This window comes from Shinella sp. HZN7, assembly GCF_001652565.1.
Taxonomy (GTDB): Bacteria; Pseudomonadota; Alphaproteobacteria; order Rhizobiales; family Rhizobiaceae; genus Shinella; species Shinella granuli.
Window position 1 is genome coordinate 835,267 of sequence record NZ_CP015736.1, and the last position, 23,784, is coordinate 859,050.

The following is a 23,784-nucleotide window of genomic DNA, read 5'->3' on the forward strand; positions in this document are numbered from 1 at the left end:
AACGGGACCTCAGAAATCCTGGTAGTTCAGCGGCGTGACCTCGACCAGGCGGCGGCCGAGCGTGGTGGTCGCGGTGCCCTTCGCCATGATGCCGGCGCGGACCTCCGCCGTCACGGCGACGGGGAACGAGGCCACCGCACCCGAGGCGAGCGTGACGGCGCCGACCGTCTGCGCCCCGGTGCCGGCTTCGGCTTCGGCCGTCACCGTGGCCTTGAAGGCGCCGCCCGCCGGGATGGAGGCGGTGAGCATCTCGTCGACGGGCTCGAAGGGCTTTTCCGGCAGGAGTTCGCCGAAGGCCCAGGCCTTGCCGAGCGCCGCCTTCGTCATCGGTGCCACGTTGACGTCGATATCGGTCAGCGCGCCCTTCACCCGGTAGGGGCAGCGCCGCTTCGAGCAGTTGACGCCGGCGGAGAATTGCCAGAGCGCGTAATTGTCCCAGTTGCCCATCGGGAAGGCGCCCTCGATGCCGGGCTTGTAGCGGGCGTACCAGAGCGGCAGGCGCGAGAGGATGCGGTACTTGTCGCGGTTGAGCGCGATGTGCCGGGCGGTCGAATGGTTGGTGTAGAGCACCGGGTAGCGGCCCGTGCGCGTCCTGATATGGCCGGCGAAGACCTGGGCATCCTCCAGTGACATGTAGGCGTCGGGATCGATGCCTTCGATGTCCAGCACCATCATCTCGTCGTCCTGCGGATTGGCATAGTCGAGGAAATGATTGGCCTGGTCGACCGGATTGCCCGGCCGGGCGAGGTGATAGGCGCCCCACAGCAGCCCCTTCGAGCGGGCAAGCAGCCGGCGCGTCTGGTAGAGCTCGCGGCTCACCGCATATTTGCGCCACATGGTCTTGCAATGCGCCACCGTGTCGCCGCCATGCTCGCCCTTGCAACTGAAGCTTTCCGGCAGGCCGTCGGAGGCCTTGGAGATGAAGCCGGCGATGCGCGTGTCGGAGAGCATTTCCGACCAGTCGATCTCGTTCAGTTCATAGGCATCGATGACGATGGCGTTTTCCGGCTTCTTCCACGGCTCCACGCTGGCCGCGGTGGCGGGAAAGGGCAGGGCCGCCAGCAAGAGAAGGGCGGCGAGGCCGGAAAGATGCTTCGGGTTCATGGAGGCTCCTGGTCGATTTCGCGCCTGCGCAAGCGACCATGGTGAGCCAAACATGGTTAACGGACGGCTAACGCGCACAAAACCGCGCGCCGAGCATTGAATCGCCCACCGCAAGACCGCATATGGAACGAAAGGGACTTTGGTGCGTTTCGCGTTCAAATTGCCGTTCGAGCAACGATCGAAAGGCACCGTTAGGGAGAAGTATCATGACGTTTCTCAACAAATGCCTGGCTGTGACCATGTCGGCGCTCTTCGCCGCCACGCCGGTCGTGCCCGCCGGCGCCATGCCGCTTGCGGTTCCCAAGGTCCAGACGACCGCGGCCGGCGGCAACGATGTGCAGCTTGTGCGTGATGGCGAGCGCCCGTTCTGGCTGAAGCGCAATTTCCGATTCGATGGCAATTCGCGCGACGTCCGGCGCAATTACAATCGCATGAGCACGCGCGAGCGCAACCGTCGCATCGAGAATTTCGGGAATCGCGACAGCGGCTGGCGCGACAACCGCCGCAATCGCGACCGGGATGTCGGCTGGCGTGACCGCGGCGACCGTTACGGCTGGTATCGCGGCCATCGCGGCTATCGCTACCAGCGCCCGGGCTATCGCTACCATGACGGTTTCTGGTTCCCGCTCGCCGCCTTCGGCGTCGGCACCATCATCGGTGGTGCGATCGCCAACGACCGGACCTATGTGGGTGGCGGCAGCGCGCATGTGAACTGGTGTGCAAACCGCTACCGTTCGTACAGGGCTTACGACAACACGTTCCAGCCCTATAACGGCCCGCGTCGCCAGTGCATCTCGCCCTATAGCTGACAGGGCGAACCTCTCCGTGCCGGATGGTCCCCCCGGCACCTGGAACGGGCTGACCGGTCTTTGACCGGCCGGCCCGTTTCCGTTTCGGGTATCGATCTTCGTTGACGTTTACGTAAAAATAAATAATCTGTCCGCCAGCAAGTCGCCCCGCCACAGCGGGCAGGGCGGTCGGGAGGAGGATAGAGATGTACAAGGCGCCGGTCGAGGAGATTGCGTTCACGCTGAAGCATGTGGCGGGCCTTGCGCCCGCGCTGGACGGCGGCCATCTCGGCGACCTTTCGGACGACCTCGTCGATGCCATCCTCACCGAAGCCGGCCGTTTCGCCACCGAGGAGGTGGCCCCGCTCGCCGAGATCGGCGACAGGCAGGGCGCCCGCCTTGTCGATGGCGCGGTGAAGATGCCCAACGGCTGGCCGGCGCTCTACAAGGCCTGGGCGGAGGGCGGCTGGAACTCGCTGACGGCCTCGCCCGATTTCGGCGGGCAGGGCCTGCCGCACATGCTGCATGTCGCCGCCCTCGAAATGTGGAACAGCGGCTCCATGGCGTTTGCGATCGGCCCGACGCTGACGATCGGCGCCATCGAGGCGCTGGCGGCGCACGGCTCGGATCACCTGAAATCCACCTATCTGCCGAAGATGGTGTCAGGCGAATGGATGGGCTCGATGAACCTCACCGAGCCCCATGCCGGCTCGGACCTCGGCGTGATGAAGACCCGCGCCGAGCGGCGCGGCGACGGCACCTACCGCCTCTTCGGCCAGAAGATCTTCATCACCTATGGCGAGCACGATTTCACGGACAACATCGTGCATCTGGTGCTCGCCCGCCTGCCGGATGCGCCCGCCGGCACGCGCGGCATCTCGCTCTTCCTCGTGCCGAAGTTCCTCGTCAATGACGATGGTTCGCTTGGAGCCCGCAACGACGCCCATTGCCATTCTATCGAGCACAAGCTGGGCATCCACGGCTCGCCCACCTGCACGATGATCTACGGCGACGGCCGCTTCGGTGACGAACCGGGCGCCATCGGCTGGCTGGTCGGCGAGGAGAACCGGGGCCTTGCCTGCATGTTCACCATGATGAACAACGCCCGCCTTGCCGTCGGCATGCAGGGCGTGGCGATCGCGGAATCGGCGACGCAGAAGGCGATCGCCTATGCGAAGGAGCGCACGCAGGGCAAGGCGCCCGGCTGGCAGGGAGCCGGCAAGGATGGGGGCCAAGGTTCGGGCATGAGCCCGATCATCGAGCATCCCGACGTCGCCCGCATGCTTCTGACCATGAAGGTGCTCACCCAGGGCGCCCGCGCCATCACCTATACCTGCGCCCACGCCGTCGACATGAGCCACGGCGTGGAGGCGAAGCACTGGGCCGAGCGGGCGAGCCTGCTCACCCCCATCGCCAAGAGCTTCGCCACCGATGCCGGCGTCGACGTCGCCTCGCTTGGCGTGCAGGTGCATGGCGGCATGGGTTACATCGAGGAGACGGGCGCGGCCCGCCTCTACCGCGACGCCCGCATCGCGCCGATCTACGAGGGCACCAACGGCATCCAGGCCATCGACCTCGTCACGCGCAAGCTGCCGCTCTCGAACGGCGACCATCTGCGCGGCTTCATCGCCGAACTGCGGGAGATCGCGGCCAAGGCCGGGCAGGCGAATGCGCCAGCCCTCGGCGAGACCGCCGCCCGCCTCGAGGCCGCCATTTCCGATCTCGAAGCGGCGAGCGAATGGCTGCTCGCCACGCTGGCGGAAGGGAAACAGGCCGAAGCGCTCGCCGGTGCCACACCCTACCAGCGCCTCTTCGGCCTGGTCTTGACCGGCGCCTATCTCGCCAAGGGCGCGCTCGCCGACGTTGGCGACGGCCGCAACGGCGAACGCGCCGCGCTGTGCCGCTTCGCCGCGGAGAATATCCTCAGTGAGACGGCGGCGCTGCGGGACCGGGTGGTTTCCGGTGCGGGAAGCCTGGAAGCCGCGCGTTTGGTGCTGGAATAGGAATGCTTGGGCTGCCAGCGAAGTGAGAGACTGTAGCTGCCGCGACACCCCTCTCTGCCCTGCCGGGCATCTCCCCCTCAAAGGGGGAGATCAGCAGGAGGCGAAACCTCGCTCAACCGGCAACGCCGGAGATGGGCGGAACGGCGGCCCCGACCAATCTCCCCCTTGAGGGGGAGATGCCCGGCAGGGCAGAGGGGGGATCCGGCACCCGAGTGACTGCCATCCGATGAAGGAAACCGATACCCATGACCGACCCCATCCTGATCGAGCGCCCGGAAACGGCCCCCGGCGTCCAGGTGATCCGCCTCAACCGCCCCGACAAGAAGAACGCCATCACCCGCGCCATGTACCAGGCGATGACGGACGCGCTGACGGCGGGTGATGCGGACGAGACGATGCGCGCCACCGTCTTCCTCGGCAGCGAGGGCTGCTTTTCCGCCGGCAACGACCTGAACGATTTCCTCGCCTTCGCCATGGGCGGCACGATGGGCCGCGAGGTGATCGACTTCCTCCATGCGCTCGCCGCGCACGGCAAGCCGCTGGTTTCCGGCGTCGATGGCCTGGCGATCGGCATCGGCACGACGATCCATCTGCACTGCGATCTCACCTATGCCTCGATCCGCACCGAGTTCCGCACGCCCTTCGTCGATCTGGCGCTGGTGCCGGAGGCGGCCTCCAGCCTTCTCGCGCCCCGCCTGATGGGCCACCAGCGCGCCTTCGCGCTGCTCGCCGCCGGCGAGGGCTTTTCCGCCACCGCCGCGCGGGATGCGGGCCTCGTCTACGCCGTGGTCGAGCCCGCCGCGGTGGAGCGCGAGACGCTCGCCGCCGCCGCGCGCCTCGCCGCCAAGCCGCCGAAGGCGCTCGCCATCGCCCGCACCCTCATCCGGGGAGACGGCGCGGAAGTGGCAAGGCGCATCGACGAGGAGGCCGGACATTTCGCGGCGCAGTTGAAGAGCCCGGAAGCGCGCGCCGCCTTCGAGGCCTTCATGGCCCGCCGCTAGAGCAATTCCCGCAAAAGGGCGAGCCGGTCTTTCCGGCAACAGACAGGCAGGCGGACGGATCGGCACGCTTTCCGGCGCCTTCCGTCCGGATGCCCTGCCGGCGCCTGCTTCGCAGGCACCGGGTGCACCCGATTTATGGTCTATCAATTTTAACAGTGCCTTAAACACGTTTTCCTATCGTGCGGCATTCTCCGGCTTTCCGGCCGGCGGCCGCATGATGCGCCCGATTTCCGCCTTCCGGCATGTCGTTCAGCATCGCGTCCCCGCCGGTTTCGGCGCCGGCGCCCGAAGGAACACCCTCTCCATGGCCAAGCGCTCCAATCTGATGACGCGCATCCTCGTCGTCGCGTCCCTCGTCGTCGTCGCCGCCTTCACCGGCTTCTCCCTCTATATCGACAGCCTGCAGCGCAGCGTCTTGACGAAATCCGTCGAGGAAAGCATCGATAGTTCCGGCAAGCAGGCCGCCCAGAGCATCGCCAACTGGCTGAACGCCCGCGTCTCGCTGACCGAAATGGCCGGCAATGCCGCCGGCAAGGTCGTCGACGCCGCCGGCATCGAGGCCGTGCTACAGAACGACGTGCTCGTCAGCCAGTTCATGACCACCTATGTCGGCGACGAGACGGGCCTCTTCACCATGTGGCCGAAGTCGCAGATGCCCGAGGGCTACGACCCGCGCCAGCGCCCGTGGTATCAGGATGCCGTCAAGGCCAATGCCAGCGTCCTGACCGAGCCCTATATCGACGCCTCCACCAACGACCTGATCATCAGCGCCGCGACGCCCGTCAAGCATGACGGCAAGCTGCTCGGCGTCGCCGGCAGCGATTTCTCGCTGAAGTCGCTCGTCGACATGGTCAATTCGGTCGATCTCGGCGGCACGGGCTTCGCCTTCCTCGTCAGCAAGAACGGCCAGATCCTCGTGCATCAGGACAAGGCGCTCGTCACCAAGACGCTCGCCGATGCCTTCCCGGCGGCAACGCCGGCCATCGGCGGCGGCATCGCCCATACGACCTATGCCGGCAAGCCGGTGCTGGTCTCCTTCGTGCCGGTCACCGGCCTGCCGTCGGTCGAATGGTATCTCGGCTTCACCATCGACAGCGGCATGGCCTATGCGGCGATCGACCAGTTCCGCATCGCCGCGACGATCGCCACCATCCTCGCCGTCGTCGTCATGATGGGCTTCCTCGCCACCGTGCTCTCCCGCCTCGTCGTGCGCCCGGTCAAGGACATGACCTTCGCCATGGACAAGCTCGCCTCGGGCGATGTCACCGCGGCCATTCCCGGCGAGGACCGCACCGACGAGATCGGCCAGATGGCCGCCGCCGTCGCCGTCTTCCGCGACAATGCCATCGAGCGCACCCGCCTGGAAAACGCCGCCGAAGAAGGCCGCGTGCTCTCCGAAAGCGAGCGCCGCGAGCGCGAGGCCGTCAAGGCGCGCGAAGCCGGCGAGATCCAGCACGCCGTCGAGGCGCTGGCGGACGGCCTCGGCCGCCTTGCCGACGGCGATCTCGCCCATCGCATCGAGGAACCCTTCGCCGGCCATCTCGATCGCCTGCGCACCGACTTCAACCACTCCCTCACCAGGCTGCACACGGCGATGACGACGGTCGGCCAGAACGCCCGCGCCATCGATGCCGGCGCCACCGAGATCCGCTCGGCCGCCGACGATCTCGCCCGCCGCACGGAGCAGCAGGCGGCTTCCGTCGAGGAAACCGCCGCCGCGCTGGAGGAGATCACCACCACCGTGAAGGACTCCACCCGCCGCGCCGAGGAGGTCGGTTCGCTCGTCTCGCGCACCCGGGAGGGCGCTGAAAAATCCGGCGAGGTGGTGCGCCGCGCCGTCTCGGCCATGCAGGGCATCGAGAAGTCCTCGCACGAGATCTCCAACATCATCGGCGTCATCGACGACATCGCCTTCCAGACCAACCTTCTCGCGCTCAATGCCGGCGTGGAAGCGGCCCGCGCGGGCGAGGCCGGCAAGGGTTTTGCCGTCGTCGCCCAGGAAGTGCGCGAGCTCGCCCAGCGCTCGGCCAATGCCGCGAAAGAGATCAAGGCGCTGATCACCGCATCCGGAGAGCAAGTCCGCTCCGGCGTCTCGCTCGTCGACGAGACGGGCGCCGCGCTGGAGGCCATCGTGCGCGAGGTGCAGGAGATCAACGGCCATGTGAACGCCATCGTCCTGGCCGCGCGCGAACAGTCGACCGGCCTGCAGGAGATCAACACCGCCGTCAACACGATGGACCAGGGCACGCAGCAGAATGCCGCCATGGTGGAGGAACAGACCGCCGCCAGCCACGGCCTTGCCAGCGAGGCCGGCGCTCTCAACGCGCTGCTCGCCCAGTTCAAGCTCGGTTCGAGCGCTGCAAGCTATGCCGCCACCGCTCCGCGCCGCGCCGCGTGAGGGATACGCCTTCCCTGGAGGGCCCGGGAGCGATCCCGGGCCCTTCCGTTTTCTAGGTCTCGTCCGATGCCGGCCGCTTGTGACGCGGCCGAAGCCTCTCCATCTATAGGCGACCCCATCGCAGTACAGGCAGAAGAGGCGTGAAAATGATCGAGTTACAGGGACGTACGGCCGTCATCACCGGTGCCGGCCGCGGGCTGGGGGCAGCGCTTGCCCTGTCCCTCGCGCAGGCGGGATGCAACCTTGTTCTGTGTGGCCGCAACCCGGCGGCACTGGAAACCCTGGCGGACCGCATCGCCAGCACGACGGGACGCCGCCCCGCCTCTGTCGCCGTCGATCTCGCCGACAGCGAAAGCGTGCGCCGGGCGGTCGATGCCATTACCCGGTCGCATAACCATGTCGATCTGCTGGTGAACAATGGTGCGATGTGGCTGGAGGCGCGCGACACGCCGCACAGCGCGGAGGAGGTGCTGACTGTCATCAACTCCGCCGTCACCGGCACTTTCCTCTTCACCCAGGGCCTTCTGCCGCTGCTCCGGCGCTCCGCCCATCCGGACATCGTCACCATCGGCTCGGTCAGCGGCCTGCCGAATGCGCCGCTCCAGACCGTCTCCGTCCCCTTCTACGCGGCCAAGCGCGCCCAGGCGGCGCTTGCCGACGGGTTGCGCCAGATGCTGGCGGGAACGCCGCTGCGCTCCATCGTCGTGCACCCGCCCTATCTCGATGACGTGCAGCCGGGCGAGCCCGAATGGGCGGAGGCGGCCGAGCGGGCCAAGGGGACCCGCGGCACCAACCGGGATGTGGTCGACGCCGTGCTGTTCGCCGTCACCCGGCCGCGCCACATCACGCTCTCCATCGTGCTGGATGCGGACGATGGCGGGGTGTTTCCCGCACAGGGAGGCTGAGGATCCCGGCGCCTACTTCTCCAGCACCGCCACCGCTTCCACATGCGCCGACCAGAGGAACTGGTCGATCGGCGTCACGAGGCGGATGCGGTAGCCGGCGGCGGTGAGGATGGCGAGGTCGCGGGCAAGGCTCACGGGATTGCACGAGACGGCGACGATGGTCTTGACGCCGGAGCGGGCGAGTTCCCGGCACTGGTCCTCCGCGCCGGCGCGCGGCGGGTCGAAGACCACGGCATCGAACACCTTCAGCTCGGAGGCCATCAGCGGGCGGCGGAAGAGGTCGCGCCGCTCCACCGTCACCGGCTTCAGGCCTTGCGTGTTGCGCGCCGCCTGGTCGAGCGCCTTCAGCGCCTTTTCCTCGCCCTCCACCGCATGCACCTTGGCCTGCCGCGCGATGCGCAGCGCGAAGGTGCCGGAGCCGGCGAAGAGATCGGCGACGCGCCTGGCCTTGCCCAGCGCCGCCAGAACCAGGTCCGCCATGGCGTCCTCGGCCGGCTTCGTCGCCTGGGTGAAGCCGCCGGCGGGCGGGAAGACGCGCACGCCGGAAAAATCGATCACCGGCTTTTGCGGCTCGATGAGGACTTCCCCGTCGCTCGAAACGCGGGCGATGCCGCGCAGCGACAGGATGCATTCGGTGACGGCGCGCCGCTCCTTGTCGCCCACCTTCTTCACGCCCTCGAAGGCGAGGTCGAGGCCGGAGAGCGTTTCGAGCACGGTGACGCGGAAGGGCTCGGCCGAGGTGGCGATGGCGGCGGCCACCCGGCGGATCGCCGCCAGCATGGAGACGATGCCGTCGCTCGAGATCGGACAGTGCTCGATGGAGACGATGTGGTGGCTGCCGGCCTGGTTGAAGCCGAGCAGCATCTCCTTTTCCGTCCGGCGCACGGTGAAGACGACGCGGCGGCGTTCGCCCGGCCGGGCGATGACGAGCGGGGCGACCTCGGGCGCAAGGCCCTTGGCCTTCAGCGCGTTGACGACGAGGCCGCGCTTGAAGTCGTGATAGAGCGCATCGGAAGCGTGCTGCAGCGTGCAGCCGCCGCAGGTGCCGTTCCTGCCGTCCGGGCCGAAATGCACGCAGGGCGGCTCCACCCGTTCGGGCGAGGCGACCGACATGGACATGACAGCGCCGTGGTTCTTCACCCGCGCGACGGCGACCGTCTCGCCGGGCAGCGTGAAGGGCACGTAGACCGGGCCGCCCGCCGCCTCCGCGATGCCGTCGCCGCCGCTGCCGAGCCGCGCGATGGTGAGCGTTTCCGTCGTCATGGCTTTCGGCCTCCCAGAAGAAATTCGTGATTGCCGTCGCCGCCGGTGATGGGCGAGGGGATGAGGCCGAGGCTGTGCCAGCCCATGTCCTCGACGAGCCAGCGTTCCAGCTCGGCCGCAACGGCGGGCGCGCTGTCCGGGTCCTTCAGCAGCCCCGCCTTGCTGATCGCCTCGCGCCCCGCCTCGAACTGCGGCTTGACGAGCAGGACGCAGAAGGCGCCGGGCTCGGCGAGCGTGAGCGCCGGCGGCAGCGCCAGCTTCAGCGAGATGAAGGAGACGTCGGAGACGACGGCGCCGATGGCGCGGCCGTCGAGATGGTCCGCATCGAGCACGCGGGCGTTCAGGCCCTCGTGGCTGGTGACGCGCGCATCCGCCAGGAGCCGCGGGTGAAGCTGGTCATGGCCCACATCGACCGCGACGACATGGCTGGCGCCGCGCTCCAGCAGGATTTCGGTGAAGCCGCCGGTGGAAGCGCCGATATCGAGACAGTCGAGGCCCACGGGATCGAGCCGGAAGGCGTCCAGCGCGGCCTTTAGCTTCAGCGCCGCGCGCGAGACATAGGCCTGGGCGGGGTCGTCGATCTCGATGACGGCGGAGGGGGAAAAGCTCGAACTCGGCTTGGTGACGACGCGGCCGTCGACGCGCACGGTGCCGCGCGTGATGGCATCGCGCGCCCGCGAGCGGCTGGCGACGAGGCCGGCATTCAGCAGAAGCTGGTCGAGGCGGATGGTTTCTCTAGGTTGGGACATCGCCTCTCATGACGCCTCGCGCCGCAGGTGGCAAGCCCCATGCGCAAAGCCGGACGATGCGGCCCGGGAAATTCCGCAGCGAGCCGAGGCCGGCGAGGGCGGAAAGGCCCTGCGACGCCCCGCCCATCGCTTCTGCTCAGCCGGCGACGCCCACCCCGACGGCCTTCTGGCCGAGCGCCTGGAACACGGTGGAGACGATGCCCGCGCGGTCGAGGCCGGCCTTGGCATACATCGCCTCGGGCTTGGCCTGTTCCATCCAGATGTCCGGCAGCACCATCGGGCGCACCTTCAGGCCATGGTCGAGCAGGCCCTCGAGCGCCAGGAACTGCAGCACATGGCTGCCGAAACCGCCGATGGCGCCTTCCTCGATGGTGATCAGCACCTCGTGGTGGCGGGCGAGCTGGCGGATGAGGTCGTGGTCGAGCGGCTTGGCGAAGCGCGCATCGGCGACCGTCGTGGAAAGGCCGGCGGCATCGAGGTCTTCTGCGGCCAGCAGACAGTCGGCGAGCCGCGTGCCGAAGGAGAGGAGGGCCACCTTGGAGCCCTGCTTGACGACGCGGCCCTTGCCGATCTCAAGGATCTCCCCGCGTGCCGGCATGTCGACGCCGACGCCCTCGCCGCGCGGATAGCGGAAGGAGATCGGGCCGTCGTCATAGGCGGCGGCCGTGCGCACCATGTGCTTCAGCTCCGCCTCGTCGGCGGCGGCCATCACCACGAAGCCGGGCAGGGTGGCGAGGTAGGTCGTATCGAAGGAGCCGGCATGGGTCGGCCCGTCGGCGCCGACGAAACCGGCGCGGTCGATCGGGAAACGCACCGGCAGGCCCTGGATGGCGACGTCGTGCACGACCTGGTCGTAGCCGCGCTGCAGGAAGGTGGAATAGAGCGCGCAGAACGGCTTGTAGCCTTCGGAAGCAAGGCCGGCGGCGAAGGTCACGGCGTGCTGCTCGGCGATGCCGACATCGAAGGTGCGGGCCGGATAGGCCTTGGCGAACTTGTCGAGCCCGGTGCCGGAGGGCATGGCGGCGGTGATGGCGAGGATCTTCTCGTCGAAGCCCGCCTCCTGTACCAGCGCCTCGGCGAAGACGGAGGTGTAGGCGGGCGCATTCGGCTTGGCCTTGGCCTGCGCGCCGGTGATGACGTCGAAGGTGTTGACGCCGTGATACTTGTCGGCGGCGGCCTCGGCCGGCGGATAGCCCTTGCCCTTCTGGGTGACGACGTGGATGAGCACCGGCCCTCTGGAATTGTCGCGCACATTGCGCAGCACGGGCAGGAGATGCTCGAAGGAATGGCCGTCGATCGGGCCGATATGGTAGAAGCCGAGCTCCTCGAACAGCGTGCCGCCGGTGACGTAGCCGCGCGCGTGCTCGACGGCGCGGGTGATCGCCCGGTCGACCGTCTTGCCGAGATAGGCCGTCAGTTTCTTGCCGAGTTCGCGGAAGCCCATATAGGTGCGGCCGGAGGCGAGGCGCGCAAGATAGGCGCTCATCGCGCCGGTCGGCGGGGCGATCGACATGTCGTTGTCGTTGAGGATGACGATGAGGCGCGCATCGAGCGCGCCGGCATTGTTCAGCGCCTCATAGGCCATGCCGGCCGACATGGCGCCGTCGCCGATGACGGCGATGACGTTGCGGTGCTCGCCGGAAAGATCGGCCGCCACCGCCATGCCGAGGCCGGCGGAGATCGAGGTCGAGGAATGGGCGGCGCCGAAGGGGTCGTATTCGCTTTCCGCCCGGCGGGTGAAGCCGGACAGGCCGTCCTCCTGACGCAGCGTGCGGATGCGCTCGCGCCGGCCGGTCAGGATCTTGTGCGGATAGCACTGGTGGCCGACGTCGAAGATCAGCCGGTCCTTGGGCGTGTCGAAGACCTTGTGGATGGCGATGGTCAGTTCCACCACGCCGAGGCCCGCGCCCAGATGCCCGCCGGTGCGCGAGACGGCATCGACCATCTCGGCGCGCAGTTCGCTGGCCAGTTGCGGCAGGTCGCGATCGTCCACGGCCTTCAGGTCGGCGGGAATGCGGACCTTGTCGAGCAGGGGTGTGGCGGGTGCTTGTGTCACTCTCATGCCTCGTGTTCTCGCCCGCATGCCCTGGCTCCGTTGCGGAACCCGGCCCGGACATGCGGTCTCATGCCGCGCTCACCTGTCACATGCAGAATGCGGCGTGCGATTTCAACCGTTTCAGCAAGTCTAGAGCGTATTTCGCCGGATTGATACCGCGCAATCCGACGCATTCCCGCGTTCTTCCGGGCAATTGGGGCATTTTGCGGACACGGAGGCCCTCCGCACGCCCGTTGTCGTGATTCCCGGATGCCGGTGCGGCTATGCCTTCTTCGAACGCGACTTGGCGCGCGCGGTTCCATTCAGCGCCACCGCGGCGCGGATCAGCGCCTTGAAGGCGTCCTCGCGGATGACGTCGCCCTCGCGGAAATCGATGGCGCGGCGGGTGTTGCCGTCCAGGCTGGAATTGAAGAGGCCCGCCGGATCCTCCAGGGAAGCGCCCCTGGCGAAGGTCAGCTTCACGACGGCCTTGTAGGTCTCCCCGGTGCAGACGATGCCGTCATGCTCCCAGACCGGCACGCCGCGCCATTTCCATTCCTCGACGATATCGGGATCGGCCGCCTTCACGAGCGCGCGCAGCCGGGCGAGCGTCTCGCCCCGCCAGTCGGCAAGTTCGGCAATGCGCGCGTCGATCCGCGCGGAAGGGGTGGCCGTTTCGCTTTCCGCCTTGTCCATCGTTCTCGTGTCCTTCGTCACATGCGCTCGCCCGGAAGCCGGCTCGCCTGCCGGATCCAGTCGGCAAGCGGCGTCTTGTCGAGGTCGTCGCCCTCATGGATGTGGAAATAGCGCGTCTCCGGGGTTTTCGAGGCGACCGGCGGCACGGGATCGAGCGACGTGCCGCGGAAGAAGGTCAGCTTGATGTATTTCGCAAAGCAGTGGTAGCTGAGAAACCAGCCGTCGCCCTCGATGCCGTAGAACGGCGAGTTCCACTTCACCGCCTTGTGGACGTCAGGCACCGTCTCGACGATCAGCGCGTCGAGCTTGCGGCCGACACCGCTCTTCCAGCCCGGCATGGCCGCGATATAGGCCTGGACCGGTCCGTCACCATACCCCTTGGCGATCTGCGGATTGCCGCCCGAAAGGAGTTTTGGTTCCTCCGGTGCCTTGGTCATCGCAGGCCCTCCGGGCTTCGCCGCCGCGCCAGGTAGGGCAGGGCGAAGAGATAGAGCCCGCTTGCGAGCAGCAGGATGAGCGGGAAGAGCGCAAGAAGGCCGATCCACAGGGCCGGGGTCCCTTGCGTCATGGCCGCGATGTTGATCAGCACCGCGACGGTGAAGACGATCGAGAGCCAGCGGTGTATCTGCCGGATCCGCATGTTCCAGTTCATTGTTGCCTCCTCAAGCGACAAGCGAGCCCGCCGTTCAGTCCAGATTGTCCAGGACGCGGTCGAGATTGTCGAGGAACTGCGGCCAGCCGGCCTGCGCGCCCTGGAAGTAGCGCGGCTGGTCCGGCTTGAAACCGGTCTGTTCCATGCGCAGGGTCGTGCCCGCGCCGACGGGCGTCAGCGTCCAGGTGACGATGCTCTTCAGGCGCGAATCGCCCCATGTGTAGGAAAGGCTGCGGTGCGGCTCGACCTCCAGCACCTCGCAGTTCACCGAGCCCCATTCCGCCCGGAAATCGAAGCGATGGCCGACACTGGCCGCGAAATCCGTCTCCATCAGCCATTCGGCGATCAGATGGGGCTGGGTCAGTGCGCGCCAGATCTTTTCCGGCGGATGGGGGATTTGCCGTTCCAGGACGACGGAAAGGGTTTCTGTCATTGATCCATTCTCTTCAGGAGGTCTTCCAGGCGATCGAACCGGCTCTGCCAGAAGCCGGCCATCTGGCTCGTCCAGTCGACGAGCGGGGCGAGAGCATCGAGTTGCGCGCTGTAATGCGTCTGCCGGCCCTCGTGCCGGTCGCGCACCAGGCCCGCCTGCTTGAGCAGGGCGAGATGCTTGGAGACGACCGGCTGGGAGACGCCGGCCTGCGCCGTCAGCGCCCCCACCGTCTTCTCCCCCTCGCGGCACAGCCGCTCGAAAAGCGCCCGGCGGGTGGGGTCCGCAAGCGTGCGGAAGAGCATGTCGTGTGCTTCGGCCACGTTGATCCATACCTCGATAGCTATGGATATCCTATAGCCGGTTGACTATGAATAAGTCAAGATAGGCAAAAATAGCCCAAAAAGGGCCGGATCCGCTTGCGTGCAATATATGCTTATCCGTCTATATATCAGCCGGCCGGCAGCGGCACGAATTCCTCTTCGTCGCCGGGCACGATATCGAAGCGGCCGCTGCGCCACTCCTCCTTGGCCTGTTCGATGCGCTCCTTCGAGGAGGAGACGAAGTTCCACCAGATATGGCGCTTGGAGCCGAGCGGCGCGCCGCCGAACAGCATGATGTGACAGCCCTCCGGCCCGGCCTTCAGCGTGATCGCATCGCCGGGGCGGAAGACGAGCAACTGGTCGGGCGCAAAGACGTCGCCGGCAACGTCGAGCGTGCCCGACAGCACGTAGACCGCCCGTTCCTCCCAGTCCGCCGCAAGCGGCGCGGAAGCGCCGGGCGCCAGCGTCAGGTCGGTGTAGAGCGTCTGCGTCGGCACGCCGACCGGCGAGGTGTAGCCCTCGTAGGAGCCGATGATCGTGCGCCCGGTGATGCCGTCCGCCGAGAAGGCCGGAAGCTCCGCCTTGGTCGTGTGGGCGAAGACGGGCGCCATCTCCTCGTGGCTGTCGGGCAGCGCCAGCCAGGTCTGCAGGCCGGAAATCGACTGCGGCCGGCCGCGCAGGTTCTCCGGCGAGCGCTCCGAATGCACGATGCCGCGCCCCGCCGTCATCAGGTTCACGTCGCCGGGTTCGATGACCATCTCGGTGCCGAGGCTGTCGCGGTGCTTGATCTCGCCGTCGAAGAGATAGGTGACGGTGGACAGCCCGATATGCGGATGCGGCTTGACGTCGATGGCCTCGCCGGCGCGCAGCAGCGCCGGCCCCATGCGGTCGAAGAAGATGAACGGCCCGACGAGCCGGCGCTTGGCCGTCGGCAACGCCCGCCGCACCTCCAGCCCGCCGATATCGCTCGTGCGCGGAATGATCAGATGCTCCAGCGCATCGCACGCCGCCGCATCGCCGGCCTCCGGGTCCTTTCCGGGAAAGAAACTCATCGCGCCCTCCTGTCGTTGCTTCGTGCCTGCATGCTAGCGGGCGGGAAGGGGCGTGGATAGGGCAGCGGGCGTTGACGGTGTGGTCAGAAACCGGCGCCTAAAAATATTCCTGATCTTCGGGATACCGGGCGAGAAAGGCCGTTACCGCGTCGTGAAGCTCAGGCAGGCGCCTGGTCACGATCGCCCAGTTCGCGGAATCGGTGATGATATCGTATTCGTGCCGCAGGCGATTGCCGATGCCACGAATGCCGTGCCAGTCATGCCCGGGCAAGAGTTCTTCCGCAACGGGGCCGATCTTGACCGCGGCTTCCGAGATGCGCGACAGACAGCGTTCCACCGCATCGATGGTGATTTTCGACTTCAGGAAGCCGGCGAGATCGAGATCGCGCGTATAGTCCTGGATGCTCTCGATGTTTTCGACAATGTCCCGGAGGCGGACGAGCGGTCTCTTAGAAGGCAAGGGCGCGGTCCTTTTCAATGCTCGCCCGTACCGCCGCGCGTCGCAACGGTTCCGCAACGACGTCCACATTCTCGAAGCCCGTGATCGCAGAGATCTTTTCCGTCAGGGTTTCAAGCGCACTGTAGTAGCCGAATCCGGACTGCACCACGGGTTCCGACAGGGTAACGAGGATATCAAGGTCCGACTCGGGGCCGTTTTCGCGCCGCGCCACCGAGCCGAACAGCGAAATATGCTCCGCCCCCGCCGCCTCAAGTTCGGCGCGGTGTTCCAGAAGCTTCGCGATGATCTCGTCCCTGGTCATGGGAAAATTCTACCACGACGCGAGAAGGCCGTCGAGTTGGGGGCTTACGTCCCGTCGAGCGGCTCCGTGCCCTGCGGCTTGCCGGCGCGGTCGAGGCGGATCTTCTCGATGCGGTTCTCGGCGGCCGAGAGCAGCGTCTCGCAATGCTTCTTCAGCGCCTCGCCGCGCTCGTAGATCTCGATGGAGCGGTCGAGCGGCACGTCGCCGCGTTCAAGGGCGGCGACGATCTTCTCCAACTCCTCCACGGCCTGTTCGAAGGAGAGGGCGGAGACGTCAGGGGCGGCGGCGTTGGTCATGGTCAGCCTCTCATCAGGCGAAAGATATGGGTGGCGGCGGATTCGGCGAGGCCTTGCAGGTCGTAGCCGCCTTCCAGCAGGCTGACCACCCGGTTGTTCGCCGATTTTTCGGAAAGCTCCATCAGCTTGGCGGTCGCCCAGTCGAAATCGTCGGCGACGAGATTGATCTGCGCCAGGGGGTCGCGGTGATGGGCGTCGAAGCCGGCGGAGATGATGATCAGGTCCGGCCGGAAATCGGCGACGCGCGGCAGGACGCGCGACCGGAAGGCGTCGCGGAAATGGTCGCTGCCGTCGTTCATCGAGAGTGGCGCATTGACGATGTTGCCGGCGCCCGTCTCGTCCTTCGCGCCGCTGCCGGGATAGAGCGGCATCTGGTGCGTCGAGCAGAACAGCACCGAGGGGTCGTCGTAGAAGATGTCCTGCGTGCCGTTGCCGTGGTGCACGTCCCAGTCGACGATGGCGACGCGCTCGGCGCCGTGCGCCTTCTGCGCATGGCGGGCGGCGATGGCGGCATTGTTGAAGAAGCAGAAGCCCATCGCCCTGTCGCGCTCGGCATGGTGGCCGGGCGGGCGGGCGGCGACGAAGGCATTGTCCGCCTTGCCGGTGAAGACGGCGTCGACCGCGGCGATGGCGCCGCCGATGCCGGTCAGCGCCGCCTGCAGCGTCGCGGGGCTCGCATAGGTATCGGCCTCGACCTGGTTGATGTCCTCCTCCGGCATGGCGGACATGACGGCGGTGAGGTGGCGCTCGGGATGGGCGAGCAGCACGACGTCCTCGTTCGCCTGCGGCGCCTTCTCGCGAACGAGCGGCGAAAAGCGCTCGTGCTCCAGCGCGAGGTTGATCGCCCGGATGCGGTCCGACCGCTCCGGGTGGCCCTCCGGCGTATGGTGCTCGAGGAAGATCGGGTTCTCGAAGAGAAACGTCGTCATGGCCGGAAGCTACCCATTGCGGTTCACGAGGTCCACGGGAAATGGGCCGTGTCCACGGCTTTTCAACCGTCAGGGGGCGAGAAGCAGTTTTCCCGCGCGCGCCGGATCGTCCTGGCGGGCGAGCGCGGCGGGAAGGTCGGAAAGGGGAAAGACGCCGTCGACGGCCGAGCCGAGGACGCCGGCGCGGATGCCGGCAAAGCTGCGCTGGAAGGCCGCCTCGATCGCCGCGCGCGGCGCCGAATGCACCCAGTTGCGCAGCCAGAGGAAGGAGAAGGCCACCGTCTCGCGCCGGCTCGCCACCAGCGCGGCATCGAGCTGCGCTCCGCTCAGCGCGCCATACTGGATGAAGGCACCGCCGTCGCGGATCTGCCGGAACAGCGCATTGCCGGGCTCCCCGCCGACCGCGTCGAGCACCGCGTCGAGCGGCGGGGCGGCGTGGGGAACGACCTCGCCGGCAAATGTCTCCGCCAGCCGCGCCGCGCTCGCCGCGCTGCGCACGAGGGCGACGGGCTGGAAGCCGGCCTCGGCCAGCAGCGCCAGCAGCATGCCCCCGATGGCGGAGGCCGCGGCCGTGACGCCGACGCGCTGGCTCCCTGCCTCGCCGAAATGCGTCCTGGCGGCCTCGACCAGCCGGAAGGCCGTCAGCGGGTTCACATAGGCCATGGCGGCGGCCTCGTCGGAAAGGTCGTCCGGCACGGCAAAGCACCAGTCGGCCGGGCGGAGAAGAAAGGGCTGCCACAGCCCGCTCGCGCCGATCGGCAGCACGCGCTGGCCGAGGGAAAGCCCGCTGACGCCCTCGCCGAGGGCAGAGATCTCCCCGACGCCCTCGAAGCCGGGCACGAAGGGCAGCACCGTGCGGCTGCGATAGGCACCGGTGACGGGGATGAGGTCGGAGGGGTTGATCGCCGCGCGGCGGATGCGGATTTGCACTTCGCCGGGGCCGGGCGCGGTGCGCTCGGCTTCTTCCAGGCGGATCACTTGCCGGGGATCGCCGAACGCTCTAACAACGGCACGGAACATGGCTTAACCCCGGGACAGGACGTGGAACAGGCGGCAGACATCACGGTCAGCGAGGTCCGGATACCCTTCCGCGATATAGACATGCACGGCCACATGCACAATGCCGCCTACTACGCCCATGCCGAGGCGGCCGTCGCCGGGCTCTGGCGGCACCGGCCGCACGGCGCTGATGATCCGGTCTATTTCGTGCGCAAGTCCGGCTGCACCTTCCATCGCGGCCTGAAGCTCGACGATCTCGCCCGCCTGAAAGTGTCCGTCACGCGCATCGGCGCGACCTCGCTGAGCTTCGCGGTCGCGATTTCCGCAGAAGGCGCGCCGGTCGCCGACCTGGAGATCGTCTGGGTCGCCGTCGATCCCGCAAGCCGCCAGCCCGTCAACGTGCCGCAGCCGGTGCGCGACTGGCTGAAGTCATTCCTCGCCTGACGCCGTCCCGACCCGCAGCCAGCCCGGCCGGCAATCCTCGAAGGAATGGTATTGCGGCGCCAGCGCCGGATCGGCCGGATCGTCGAAGCCGCCGATCAGCAGCGCCACGACCGGTTCGTCGTCGATCGCGCCGATGGAGCTGCCGCAGGCCGGGCAGAAGGCACGGCTGGAATAGGCGGAGGAGCGCCAGGTGGCGGGCCTGCCGCCGCTGCCGGTCCAGGCGAGGCGCTCGGCGGGAAACTCCACCCAGGCGGCGGTCGGCGCGCCCGTATGCCGCTGGCAGAAGCGGCAGGAGCAGGTATGTGGCCTTTCCGCCACGCCCCGCGCCTCGAAACGGATGGCGCCGCACAGGCAGCCGCCGGCATGGATCTTCTCGCCCATGGTTCCCCTCACGGTTTCCGGAAAAGCGTCACGATCCCCATGCCGCCGCCGATGCCCATCATGGCAAGCGCCTCGGCGCCTGCCTCCGCCGTCCGCATCTGCGCGAACAGCCGCGTGACGAGGATCGCGCCGGAGGCCCCATAGGGATGGCCGAGCGCCAGCGCGCCGCCCTCGCGATTGACGGCGGCGGGATCGATGCCGAGCGCATCGAGGCTGGCGAGCACCTGGGACGCGAAGGCTTCGTTGAATTCGATGAAGGGAACGCGCGCGGCGTCAAGGCCGGGATGGCGGGCGGCGAGCTTCTGCATGGCCGGCACGGGGCCGAGGCCGAGCAGGTTCGGATCGACGCCGGCGACCGTGCTGTCGACGATTTCCAGCAGCACCGTCAGGCCCAGCCTCTGCGCCTCGGTGAGCGACGTGACAAGCACGACGGCGGCGCCGTCATTGACCGGGCAGGCATTGCCCGCCGTCACCGTGCCGTCGGGGCGGAAGACGGGCTTCAGCGCGGCGAGTTTTTCCAGCGCGGTGTTTTCGCGCGGGCATTCGTCGCGGGAGACGGTGCCGGCGGGCGTGTCGACCGGCACGATCTCGCCGGCAAAGCGCCCGGCCTTTTGGGCCGCTACGGCGCGGCGATGGCTTTCGAGCGCGAAAAGGTCCTGCCGCTCCCGGCTGATGCCGGCATGGGCGGCGACGTTTTCGGCGGCGATGCCCATGTCCGGATCGCCCACCGTATCCGGCGCCATGCGGGCGCGGCGGAGCGGCTCGGGCGCGCCGCCCGGCGTTGACGGCGGGCGGAAGCGCAGATGGGCGCGGCTGGTGCTCTCGGTACCGCCGGCAAGGTAGAAGCGCCCGGCGCCCGCCTGCACCAGCCGCGCCGCCAGCGCGATCGCCTCCAGCCCGGAGCCGCATTGCCGGTCCACCGTCATGCCGGGCACGCAAATGGGAAGGCCCGCCTCCAGCGCGGCAAGGCGCGCGAGATTGCCCGCGCTGTTGGCGGCATTGCCGAGGATCACGTCGTCGACGGCGTCCGGCCGCAGTCCCGTCTCGGCAAGGATTTTCCGGATGAGCGGCACGGCGAGGCTGGCCGGCTCGATGGCCGAAAGCATGCCGCCGATGCGGCCGATCGGCGTGCGGAAGGCCGCGGCGACGACGGGGATACGGTCAGAGGAAACGGTCGAGCGCATCGCTCTCCTCCGCCACCCATTGCCGCACGGTCTTCGCCGCCACCTTGCCGGAGGACGTCACCGGCATGGCGCGGCACAGCCAGATGCGGCGCGGCTGCTTGTAGCGCGGCAGGAATTCCGAGAGCGCGGCCGTCAGCGCCCAGGGCGTCAGGCCCGGCCGTTCCGGCTCGATCACCGCGACGAGCTCGCTGCCGAGATCGGCATGGTCGATGCCGAAGACATGGGCGGCGCGCACGAGGCAGGTGTCGCACAACGCCGTCTCCACCTCCGAAGGATAGATGTTGTTGCCGCCGGACAGCACCATGCCGCCCGAGCGGCCGAGCAGGTGCAGCATGCCGTCCGTCTCCAGAAAGCCGAGGTCGCCGACGGTCGCGCGCGCGCCGAAGCGGGAAAGTCCCGCCCCGTCGCCCTGCCCGAGATAGCCGGTCGCGACCAGCGGGCTCTCGACGAAGACCGTGCCCGTCTCGCCCGCCGGCAGCGGCCTGCCGGCATCGTCGAGCACGGCGATCCTGACGCCCGGAAAGGCCCTGCCGACCGCCGTGGAGGAGGCGGCCTCGCCCGGCGCGGTAACGGTGACGAAGCCGAGTTCGGAGGCGCCGTAATATTCGCGCAGCGCCGCCCTGGGGAAATGCGCCGCACAGAGCGCATGGTCCGTCGCCGTCAATTTCGCACCGGCAATCGTGATGGCCGTGACGCCGGTCACCGGCGGCTCCGCGGCGAGCCGGCGCAGCATGGTCGGCACCAGGACGAGGCGGCGGATGGCATTCGCCCCGATCGCCGCCAGCGCGGCATCCGGATCGAAATGCGCGGCAGAATGGAACGCGCCGCCGGCAAGCAGCGTCTCGATCATCGCATAGAGCGCAAGGCCATGGGCGAGGGGGCCGGGAGCATAGGTGCTCACCGTTTCGTCGATGCCGAAGAAGGGCGCCCCCGTGGCAAGGCTGGTCCGCCAGGAGCGTCGGTCGCGGATGATCGGTTTCGGATCGGCGGTCGTGCCAGAGGTGAAGACGATGAGGAACGGATCGTCGGCTGCCCCTTCCGGCAGGGGCGGCGCGTCCAGCGCGGCGCTTTCGGCGATCACGTCCCACGCATCGCCGTGCCGGCTCTCCACGAAAAGCTCCGCTCCATGGGGCATGACAAGAAGGTCGGGGTCGATTTTCCGGATCAGGCGCTGGCGCTGGGCTTCCGGCAGATGCGGATCGATCAGCGCGGCGCAGTTGGCGCCGGCCGTGGCGGCCGCGAAGGCGGCGGGAAAGAGCGCGTGGTTGCCGGTCATGATCGCGACCAGCCGGTTTTCCGGCCCGATGGCGCTGCGGCCTTGCGGGGCGAGGTCGGCGAAGACGGCGTGGAACCGCCGGGCGGTCGCCGCGAGCGTGCCGTAGGAAAGAACCCGGTCCTCCAGGTGGAAGGCCGGGTTTGAGGGGCTTTCGGCGGCGTGCCGTTCGAGGGCGCCGGAAAGCGGCATCGGCTCAGGCGCGCTGCGGCAGCAGCGGATAGCCGGCGAGCACCGCGCGGCCGGCCAGCATGGCGACGAAGGCCTTGATGAGGTCGCCGGGCACGAAGACGAGCGAGGCGAGGGCCGTCTCGAAGAAGGCCTTGCCGCTCATATAGGCGAGCCACGGAACGCCGAAGAGGTAGACGACCGCGATGCCGCCGACGACGGAGGCGGCAAGGAAGGTGAGGAACTGCGCCAGCTCCGGCTGGTCTTCCTTCGCGAAGCGCTCGGCGATCAGGCCGCAGACATAGGCGCCGAAGAACCAGCCGACGAGATAGCCGGCCGTCGGCCCGGCAAAGACGGCAAGGCCGCCGCGCCCGCCCGACAGGACCGGCAGGCCGATCGCCACGAGCAGCAGCACGAGCAGCACCGCCGCCGCGCCGCGCCTTGCGCCGAGAATGCAGCCGGCGAGCATGACGCCGAGCGTCTGCGCGGTGATCGGCACCGGAATGAAGCCGAGCGTGAGCGGCGGCAGCAGGCCCAGCACCACGATGATCGCGGCGAAGAGAGCGACGAGGACGATGTCTCTGGTGGTCATGTCAGGTTCCCCGGTGGACAAAATTGGGTCGAATGCTTAGTGCCGCCGAAAGCCGCGCGCGTCAATCGCCATGGCGATCGTGTCGGCGTCCTTCAGCGTCAGGATGATGAGCGGCACGAGGGTGGTCAATGGCCGGACCGGCAGGCCGCGCGCCCGGTGCGCATCGATTATCTCGCCGTAACGCGCGAAGATCTCCGGCACGAAGCGGATGACGAGGCCGACCGCGAGACTCACATCGGCCGCGCGCACGAAGCCGAATCGTTCGAGCGGCGTCAGGAGCCGGGTGATCTCGTCCATGAAGGCGGAGATGGAGGTCGTGGCGGTGACGGCGGCGGCGAGCAGGACCAGCGCGCTCAGCCGGCAGAGGACGACCAGCGCCTCGTGCAGCGAATGGAAGGCATAGTTCGCGGCCGCGACGAGCAGCACCGTGAAAAGCACGAAGCGCACGCGCCGCAAGGCCTCGCCAAGGCCGATGCCGGTCGAAAGGTAGAGGATGGCGGAAAGCCCGAGCGCCGGCACGAGGATGCGCAGGTCGGCAATCAGGAAGAGCCCGATCGCGGCGGCGAAGAGCAGGACCAGCTTGCCGCGCACGGGCATCAGGTGCAGCGGCGAATCGCCCTCGATGTCGAGCCCGTTCAGCATGCTGCGATCTCCCGGTAGGCGCGGATCGCCTCCGCCGGCCGGTCGTCGGCCGCAAGCCGGCCCTCGTGGAAGACCAGCACCCGGTCGAAACCGTCGAGCAGCGCGAGATCGTGCGTGATGACGAGCACCTGCTCCGGCAGGCCCGCCACCGTGCGCTCGATAAGCGCGCGGTTCTTCAGGTCGAGCTGGTTGGTCGGCTCGTCGAGGATCAAGAGGTCCGGCCCGGTGACGAGCACGCTGGCGATCGCGCCGAGCTGCGTCTCGCCGCCGGAAAGCTCGTGCACGCGCCGCCGCGCCAGGTGGGATATGCCGAAGCGGGCAAGCACCGCCTCCGTCCGCTCGGCGATCTCCGCCTTGCCGAAGCCGCGGTTCTTGAGGCCGAAGGCGATGTCCTCGGCAAGGATCGGCAGGATCATCTGGTGCTGCGGGTTCTGGAAGATGAAGCCGGTCTTGCCGCGCGCGGCCGCTTCGTCGGCCACCGTGTCCAGCCCGTCGACCGTCACCGTGCCGCCCGTCGGCTTGACGAGGCCGTTGATCAGCCGCGCCATGGTGGTCTTGCCCGATCCATTGAGCCCGACGACGCCGATGCGCGATTCGCTCAGCGCAAGCGTGAGCGGATGAAGCGCGGCGCGTCCGGCATAGGTCACCGTTGCGGCGGAGAAGACGATATCCAAAAGCGGGGTCCCGTTTCGTGGATGGTGGGGGAGCTATAGGCA

The 23,784-nt window shown here is 68.1% G+C and carries 27 protein-coding genes; 6 read left to right on the plus strand and 21 right to left on the minus strand.

Annotated elements, in window-relative coordinates:
* Positions 1 to 9: 9 nt before the first annotated feature.
* The gene (locus shn_RS04030; protein WP_084437747.1) at positions 10 to 1,104 is read right to left on the minus strand and encodes a glycoside hydrolase family 25 protein; all 1,095 of its coding nucleotides are present in this window, start codon (positions 1,102 to 1,104) and stop codon (positions 10 to 12) included.
* A 203-nt stretch (positions 1,105 to 1,307) separates the two neighbouring features.
* Here shn_RS04030 and shn_RS04035 point away from each other — a divergent pair, with 203 nt between their 5' ends.
* From shn_RS04035 to shn_RS04055, 5 genes are all read left to right on the plus strand, one after another.
* The gene (locus tag shn_RS04035; protein WP_371328597.1) at positions 1,308 to 1,913 is read left to right on the plus strand and encodes a BA14K family protein; all 606 of its coding nucleotides are present in this window, start codon (positions 1,308 to 1,310) and stop codon (positions 1,911 to 1,913) included.
* Between the two features lie 185 nt (positions 1,914 to 2,098).
* The gene (locus tag shn_RS04040; RefSeq protein ID WP_064329264.1) at positions 2,099 to 3,895 is read left to right on the plus strand and encodes an acyl-CoA dehydrogenase; all 1,797 of its coding nucleotides are present in this window, start codon (positions 2,099 to 2,101) and stop codon (positions 3,893 to 3,895) included.
* A gap of 245 nt (positions 3,896 to 4,140) precedes the next feature.
* On the plus strand, positions 4,141 to 4,896 hold the full coding sequence (locus tag shn_RS04045) for a crotonase/enoyl-CoA hydratase family protein (RefSeq protein ID WP_064329265.1): 756 nt from the start codon (positions 4,141 to 4,143) through the stop codon (positions 4,894 to 4,896).
* 304 nt (positions 4,897 to 5,200) lie between these two features.
* The gene (locus tag shn_RS04050) at positions 5,201 to 7,294 is read left to right on the plus strand and encodes a methyl-accepting chemotaxis protein (RefSeq protein WP_064332422.1); all 2,094 of its coding nucleotides are present in this window, start codon (positions 5,201 to 5,203) and stop codon (positions 7,292 to 7,294) included.
* Between the two features lie 146 nt (positions 7,295 to 7,440).
* Positions 7,441 to 8,199, plus strand: coding sequence for an SDR family oxidoreductase (locus shn_RS04055; RefSeq protein WP_064329266.1), 759 nt, complete (start codon positions 7,441 to 7,443; stop codon positions 8,197 to 8,199).
* 12 nt (positions 8,200 to 8,211) lie between these two features.
* Here shn_RS04055 and shn_RS04060 read toward each other — a convergent pair whose 3' ends face one another.
* From shn_RS04060 to shn_RS04125, 14 genes are all read right to left on the minus strand, one after another.
* The gene (locus shn_RS04060) at positions 8,212 to 9,462 is read right to left on the minus strand and encodes a class I SAM-dependent RNA methyltransferase (RefSeq protein WP_064329267.1); all 1,251 of its coding nucleotides are present in this window, start codon (positions 9,460 to 9,462) and stop codon (positions 8,212 to 8,214) included.
* Positions 9,459 to 10,211, minus strand: coding sequence for a TlyA family RNA methyltransferase (locus shn_RS04065; RefSeq protein ID WP_064329268.1), 753 nt, complete (start codon positions 10,209 to 10,211; stop codon positions 9,459 to 9,461). The genes shn_RS04060 and shn_RS04065 overlap by 4 nt, the downstream gene beginning before the upstream one ends.
* Positions 10,212 to 10,347: 136 nt before the next feature.
* Positions 10,348 to 12,267, minus strand: coding sequence for a 1-deoxy-D-xylulose-5-phosphate synthase (gene dxs, locus shn_RS04070; RefSeq protein WP_168168943.1), 1,920 nt, complete (start codon positions 12,265 to 12,267; stop codon positions 10,348 to 10,350).
* 261 nt (positions 12,268 to 12,528) lie between these two features.
* Positions 12,529 to 12,963, minus strand: coding sequence for a DUF1801 domain-containing protein (locus shn_RS04075; protein ID WP_371328587.1), 435 nt, complete (start codon positions 12,961 to 12,963; stop codon positions 12,529 to 12,531).
* The gene (locus tag shn_RS04080; RefSeq protein ID WP_064329271.1) at positions 12,960 to 13,379 is read right to left on the minus strand and encodes a DUF1801 domain-containing protein; all 420 of its coding nucleotides are present in this window, start codon (positions 13,377 to 13,379) and stop codon (positions 12,960 to 12,962) included. Before shn_RS04080 ends, shn_RS04075 begins: the two co-directional genes overlap by 4 nt.
* Positions 13,376 to 13,594 (minus strand): hypothetical protein, encoded by a 219-nt coding sequence (locus shn_RS04085; RefSeq protein WP_064329272.1) that lies wholly within the window; start codon positions 13,592 to 13,594, stop codon positions 13,376 to 13,378. The genes shn_RS04080 and shn_RS04085 overlap by 4 nt, the downstream gene beginning before the upstream one ends.
* Positions 13,595 to 13,628: 34 nt before the next feature.
* Positions 13,629 to 14,027 (minus strand): SRPBCC domain-containing protein, encoded by a 399-nt coding sequence (locus tag shn_RS04090; protein ID WP_064329273.1) that lies wholly within the window; start codon positions 14,025 to 14,027, stop codon positions 13,629 to 13,631.
* Positions 14,024 to 14,329, minus strand: coding sequence for an ArsR/SmtB family transcription factor (locus shn_RS04095; protein ID WP_371328598.1), 306 nt, complete (start codon positions 14,327 to 14,329; stop codon positions 14,024 to 14,026). The genes shn_RS04090 and shn_RS04095 overlap by 4 nt, the downstream gene beginning before the upstream one ends.
* Before the next feature lie 146 nt (positions 14,330 to 14,475).
* The gene (locus shn_RS04100) at positions 14,476 to 15,399 is read right to left on the minus strand and encodes a pirin family protein (protein WP_064329275.1); all 924 of its coding nucleotides are present in this window, start codon (positions 15,397 to 15,399) and stop codon (positions 14,476 to 14,478) included.
* A gap of 97 nt (positions 15,400 to 15,496) precedes the next feature.
* Complete coding sequence (locus tag shn_RS04105) at positions 15,497 to 15,859, minus strand: DUF86 domain-containing protein (protein WP_064329276.1); 363 nt, start codon at positions 15,857 to 15,859, stop codon at positions 15,497 to 15,499.
* Complete coding sequence (locus tag shn_RS04110; RefSeq protein WP_064329277.1) at positions 15,849 to 16,160, minus strand: nucleotidyltransferase family protein; 312 nt, start codon at positions 16,158 to 16,160, stop codon at positions 15,849 to 15,851. Before shn_RS04110 ends, shn_RS04105 begins: the two co-directional genes overlap by 11 nt.
* Positions 16,161 to 16,204: 44 nt before the next feature.
* Entirely contained in the window at positions 16,205 to 16,456 is a 252-nt protein-coding gene (locus shn_RS04115; protein WP_064329278.1) for an exodeoxyribonuclease VII small subunit, read from the minus strand.
* A gap of 2 nt (positions 16,457 to 16,458) precedes the next feature.
* Positions 16,459 to 17,385 (minus strand): histone deacetylase family protein, encoded by a 927-nt coding sequence (locus shn_RS04120; RefSeq protein WP_064329279.1) that lies wholly within the window; start codon positions 17,383 to 17,385, stop codon positions 16,459 to 16,461.
* Between the two features lie 69 nt (positions 17,386 to 17,454).
* The gene (locus shn_RS04125; protein WP_064329280.1) at positions 17,455 to 18,405 is read right to left on the minus strand and encodes a zinc-dependent alcohol dehydrogenase family protein; all 951 of its coding nucleotides are present in this window, start codon (positions 18,403 to 18,405) and stop codon (positions 17,455 to 17,457) included.
* An 81-nt stretch (positions 18,406 to 18,486) separates the two neighbouring features.
* On the opposite strand from shn_RS04125, the gene shn_RS04130 reads away from it, so the two are divergent.
* Positions 18,487 to 18,828 carry a thioesterase family protein gene (locus shn_RS04130; protein ID WP_064332423.1) on the plus strand — a complete coding sequence of 114 codons (342 nt, stop codon included), beginning with the start codon at positions 18,487 to 18,489 and terminating at the stop codon, positions 18,826 to 18,828.
* On the opposite strand, the gene shn_RS04135 is transcribed toward shn_RS04130, so the two are convergent.
* Genes shn_RS04135 through shn_RS04160 form a run of 6 tightly spaced genes read right to left on the minus strand, consistent with a single transcriptional unit; the run spans position 18,814 to position 23,742 of the window.
* The gene (locus shn_RS04135; RefSeq protein ID WP_064329281.1) at positions 18,814 to 19,209 is read right to left on the minus strand and encodes a GFA family protein; all 396 of its coding nucleotides are present in this window, start codon (positions 19,207 to 19,209) and stop codon (positions 18,814 to 18,816) included. The genes shn_RS04130 and shn_RS04135 overlap by 15 nt on opposite strands.
* An 8-nt stretch (positions 19,210 to 19,217) precedes the next feature.
* Positions 19,218 to 20,393, minus strand: a complete 1,176-nt coding sequence (locus shn_RS04140; protein ID WP_064329282.1) for a thiolase family protein — start codon at positions 20,391 to 20,393, stop codon at positions 19,218 to 19,220.
* Positions 20,371 to 21,858 (minus strand): class I adenylate-forming enzyme family protein, encoded by a 1,488-nt coding sequence (locus tag shn_RS04145; RefSeq protein WP_064329283.1) that lies wholly within the window; start codon positions 21,856 to 21,858, stop codon positions 20,371 to 20,373. Before shn_RS04145 ends, shn_RS04140 begins: the two co-directional genes overlap by 23 nt.
* A 4-nt stretch (positions 21,859 to 21,862) precedes the next feature.
* Positions 21,863 to 22,426 carry a biotin transporter BioY gene (locus tag shn_RS04150; protein WP_064329284.1) on the minus strand — a complete coding sequence of 188 codons (564 nt, stop codon included), beginning with the start codon at positions 22,424 to 22,426 and terminating at the stop codon, positions 21,863 to 21,865.
* Positions 22,427 to 22,462: 36 nt separating this feature from the next.
* Positions 22,463 to 23,068 carry an energy-coupling factor transporter transmembrane protein EcfT gene (locus shn_RS04155; RefSeq protein ID WP_064329285.1) on the minus strand — a complete coding sequence of 202 codons (606 nt, stop codon included), beginning with the start codon at positions 23,066 to 23,068 and terminating at the stop codon, positions 22,463 to 22,465.
* The gene (locus shn_RS04160) at positions 23,062 to 23,742 is read right to left on the minus strand and encodes an energy-coupling factor ABC transporter ATP-binding protein (RefSeq protein ID WP_064329286.1); all 681 of its coding nucleotides are present in this window, start codon (positions 23,740 to 23,742) and stop codon (positions 23,062 to 23,064) included. Before shn_RS04160 ends, shn_RS04155 begins: the two co-directional genes overlap by 7 nt.
* Positions 23,743 to 23,784 lie beyond the last annotated feature (42 nt).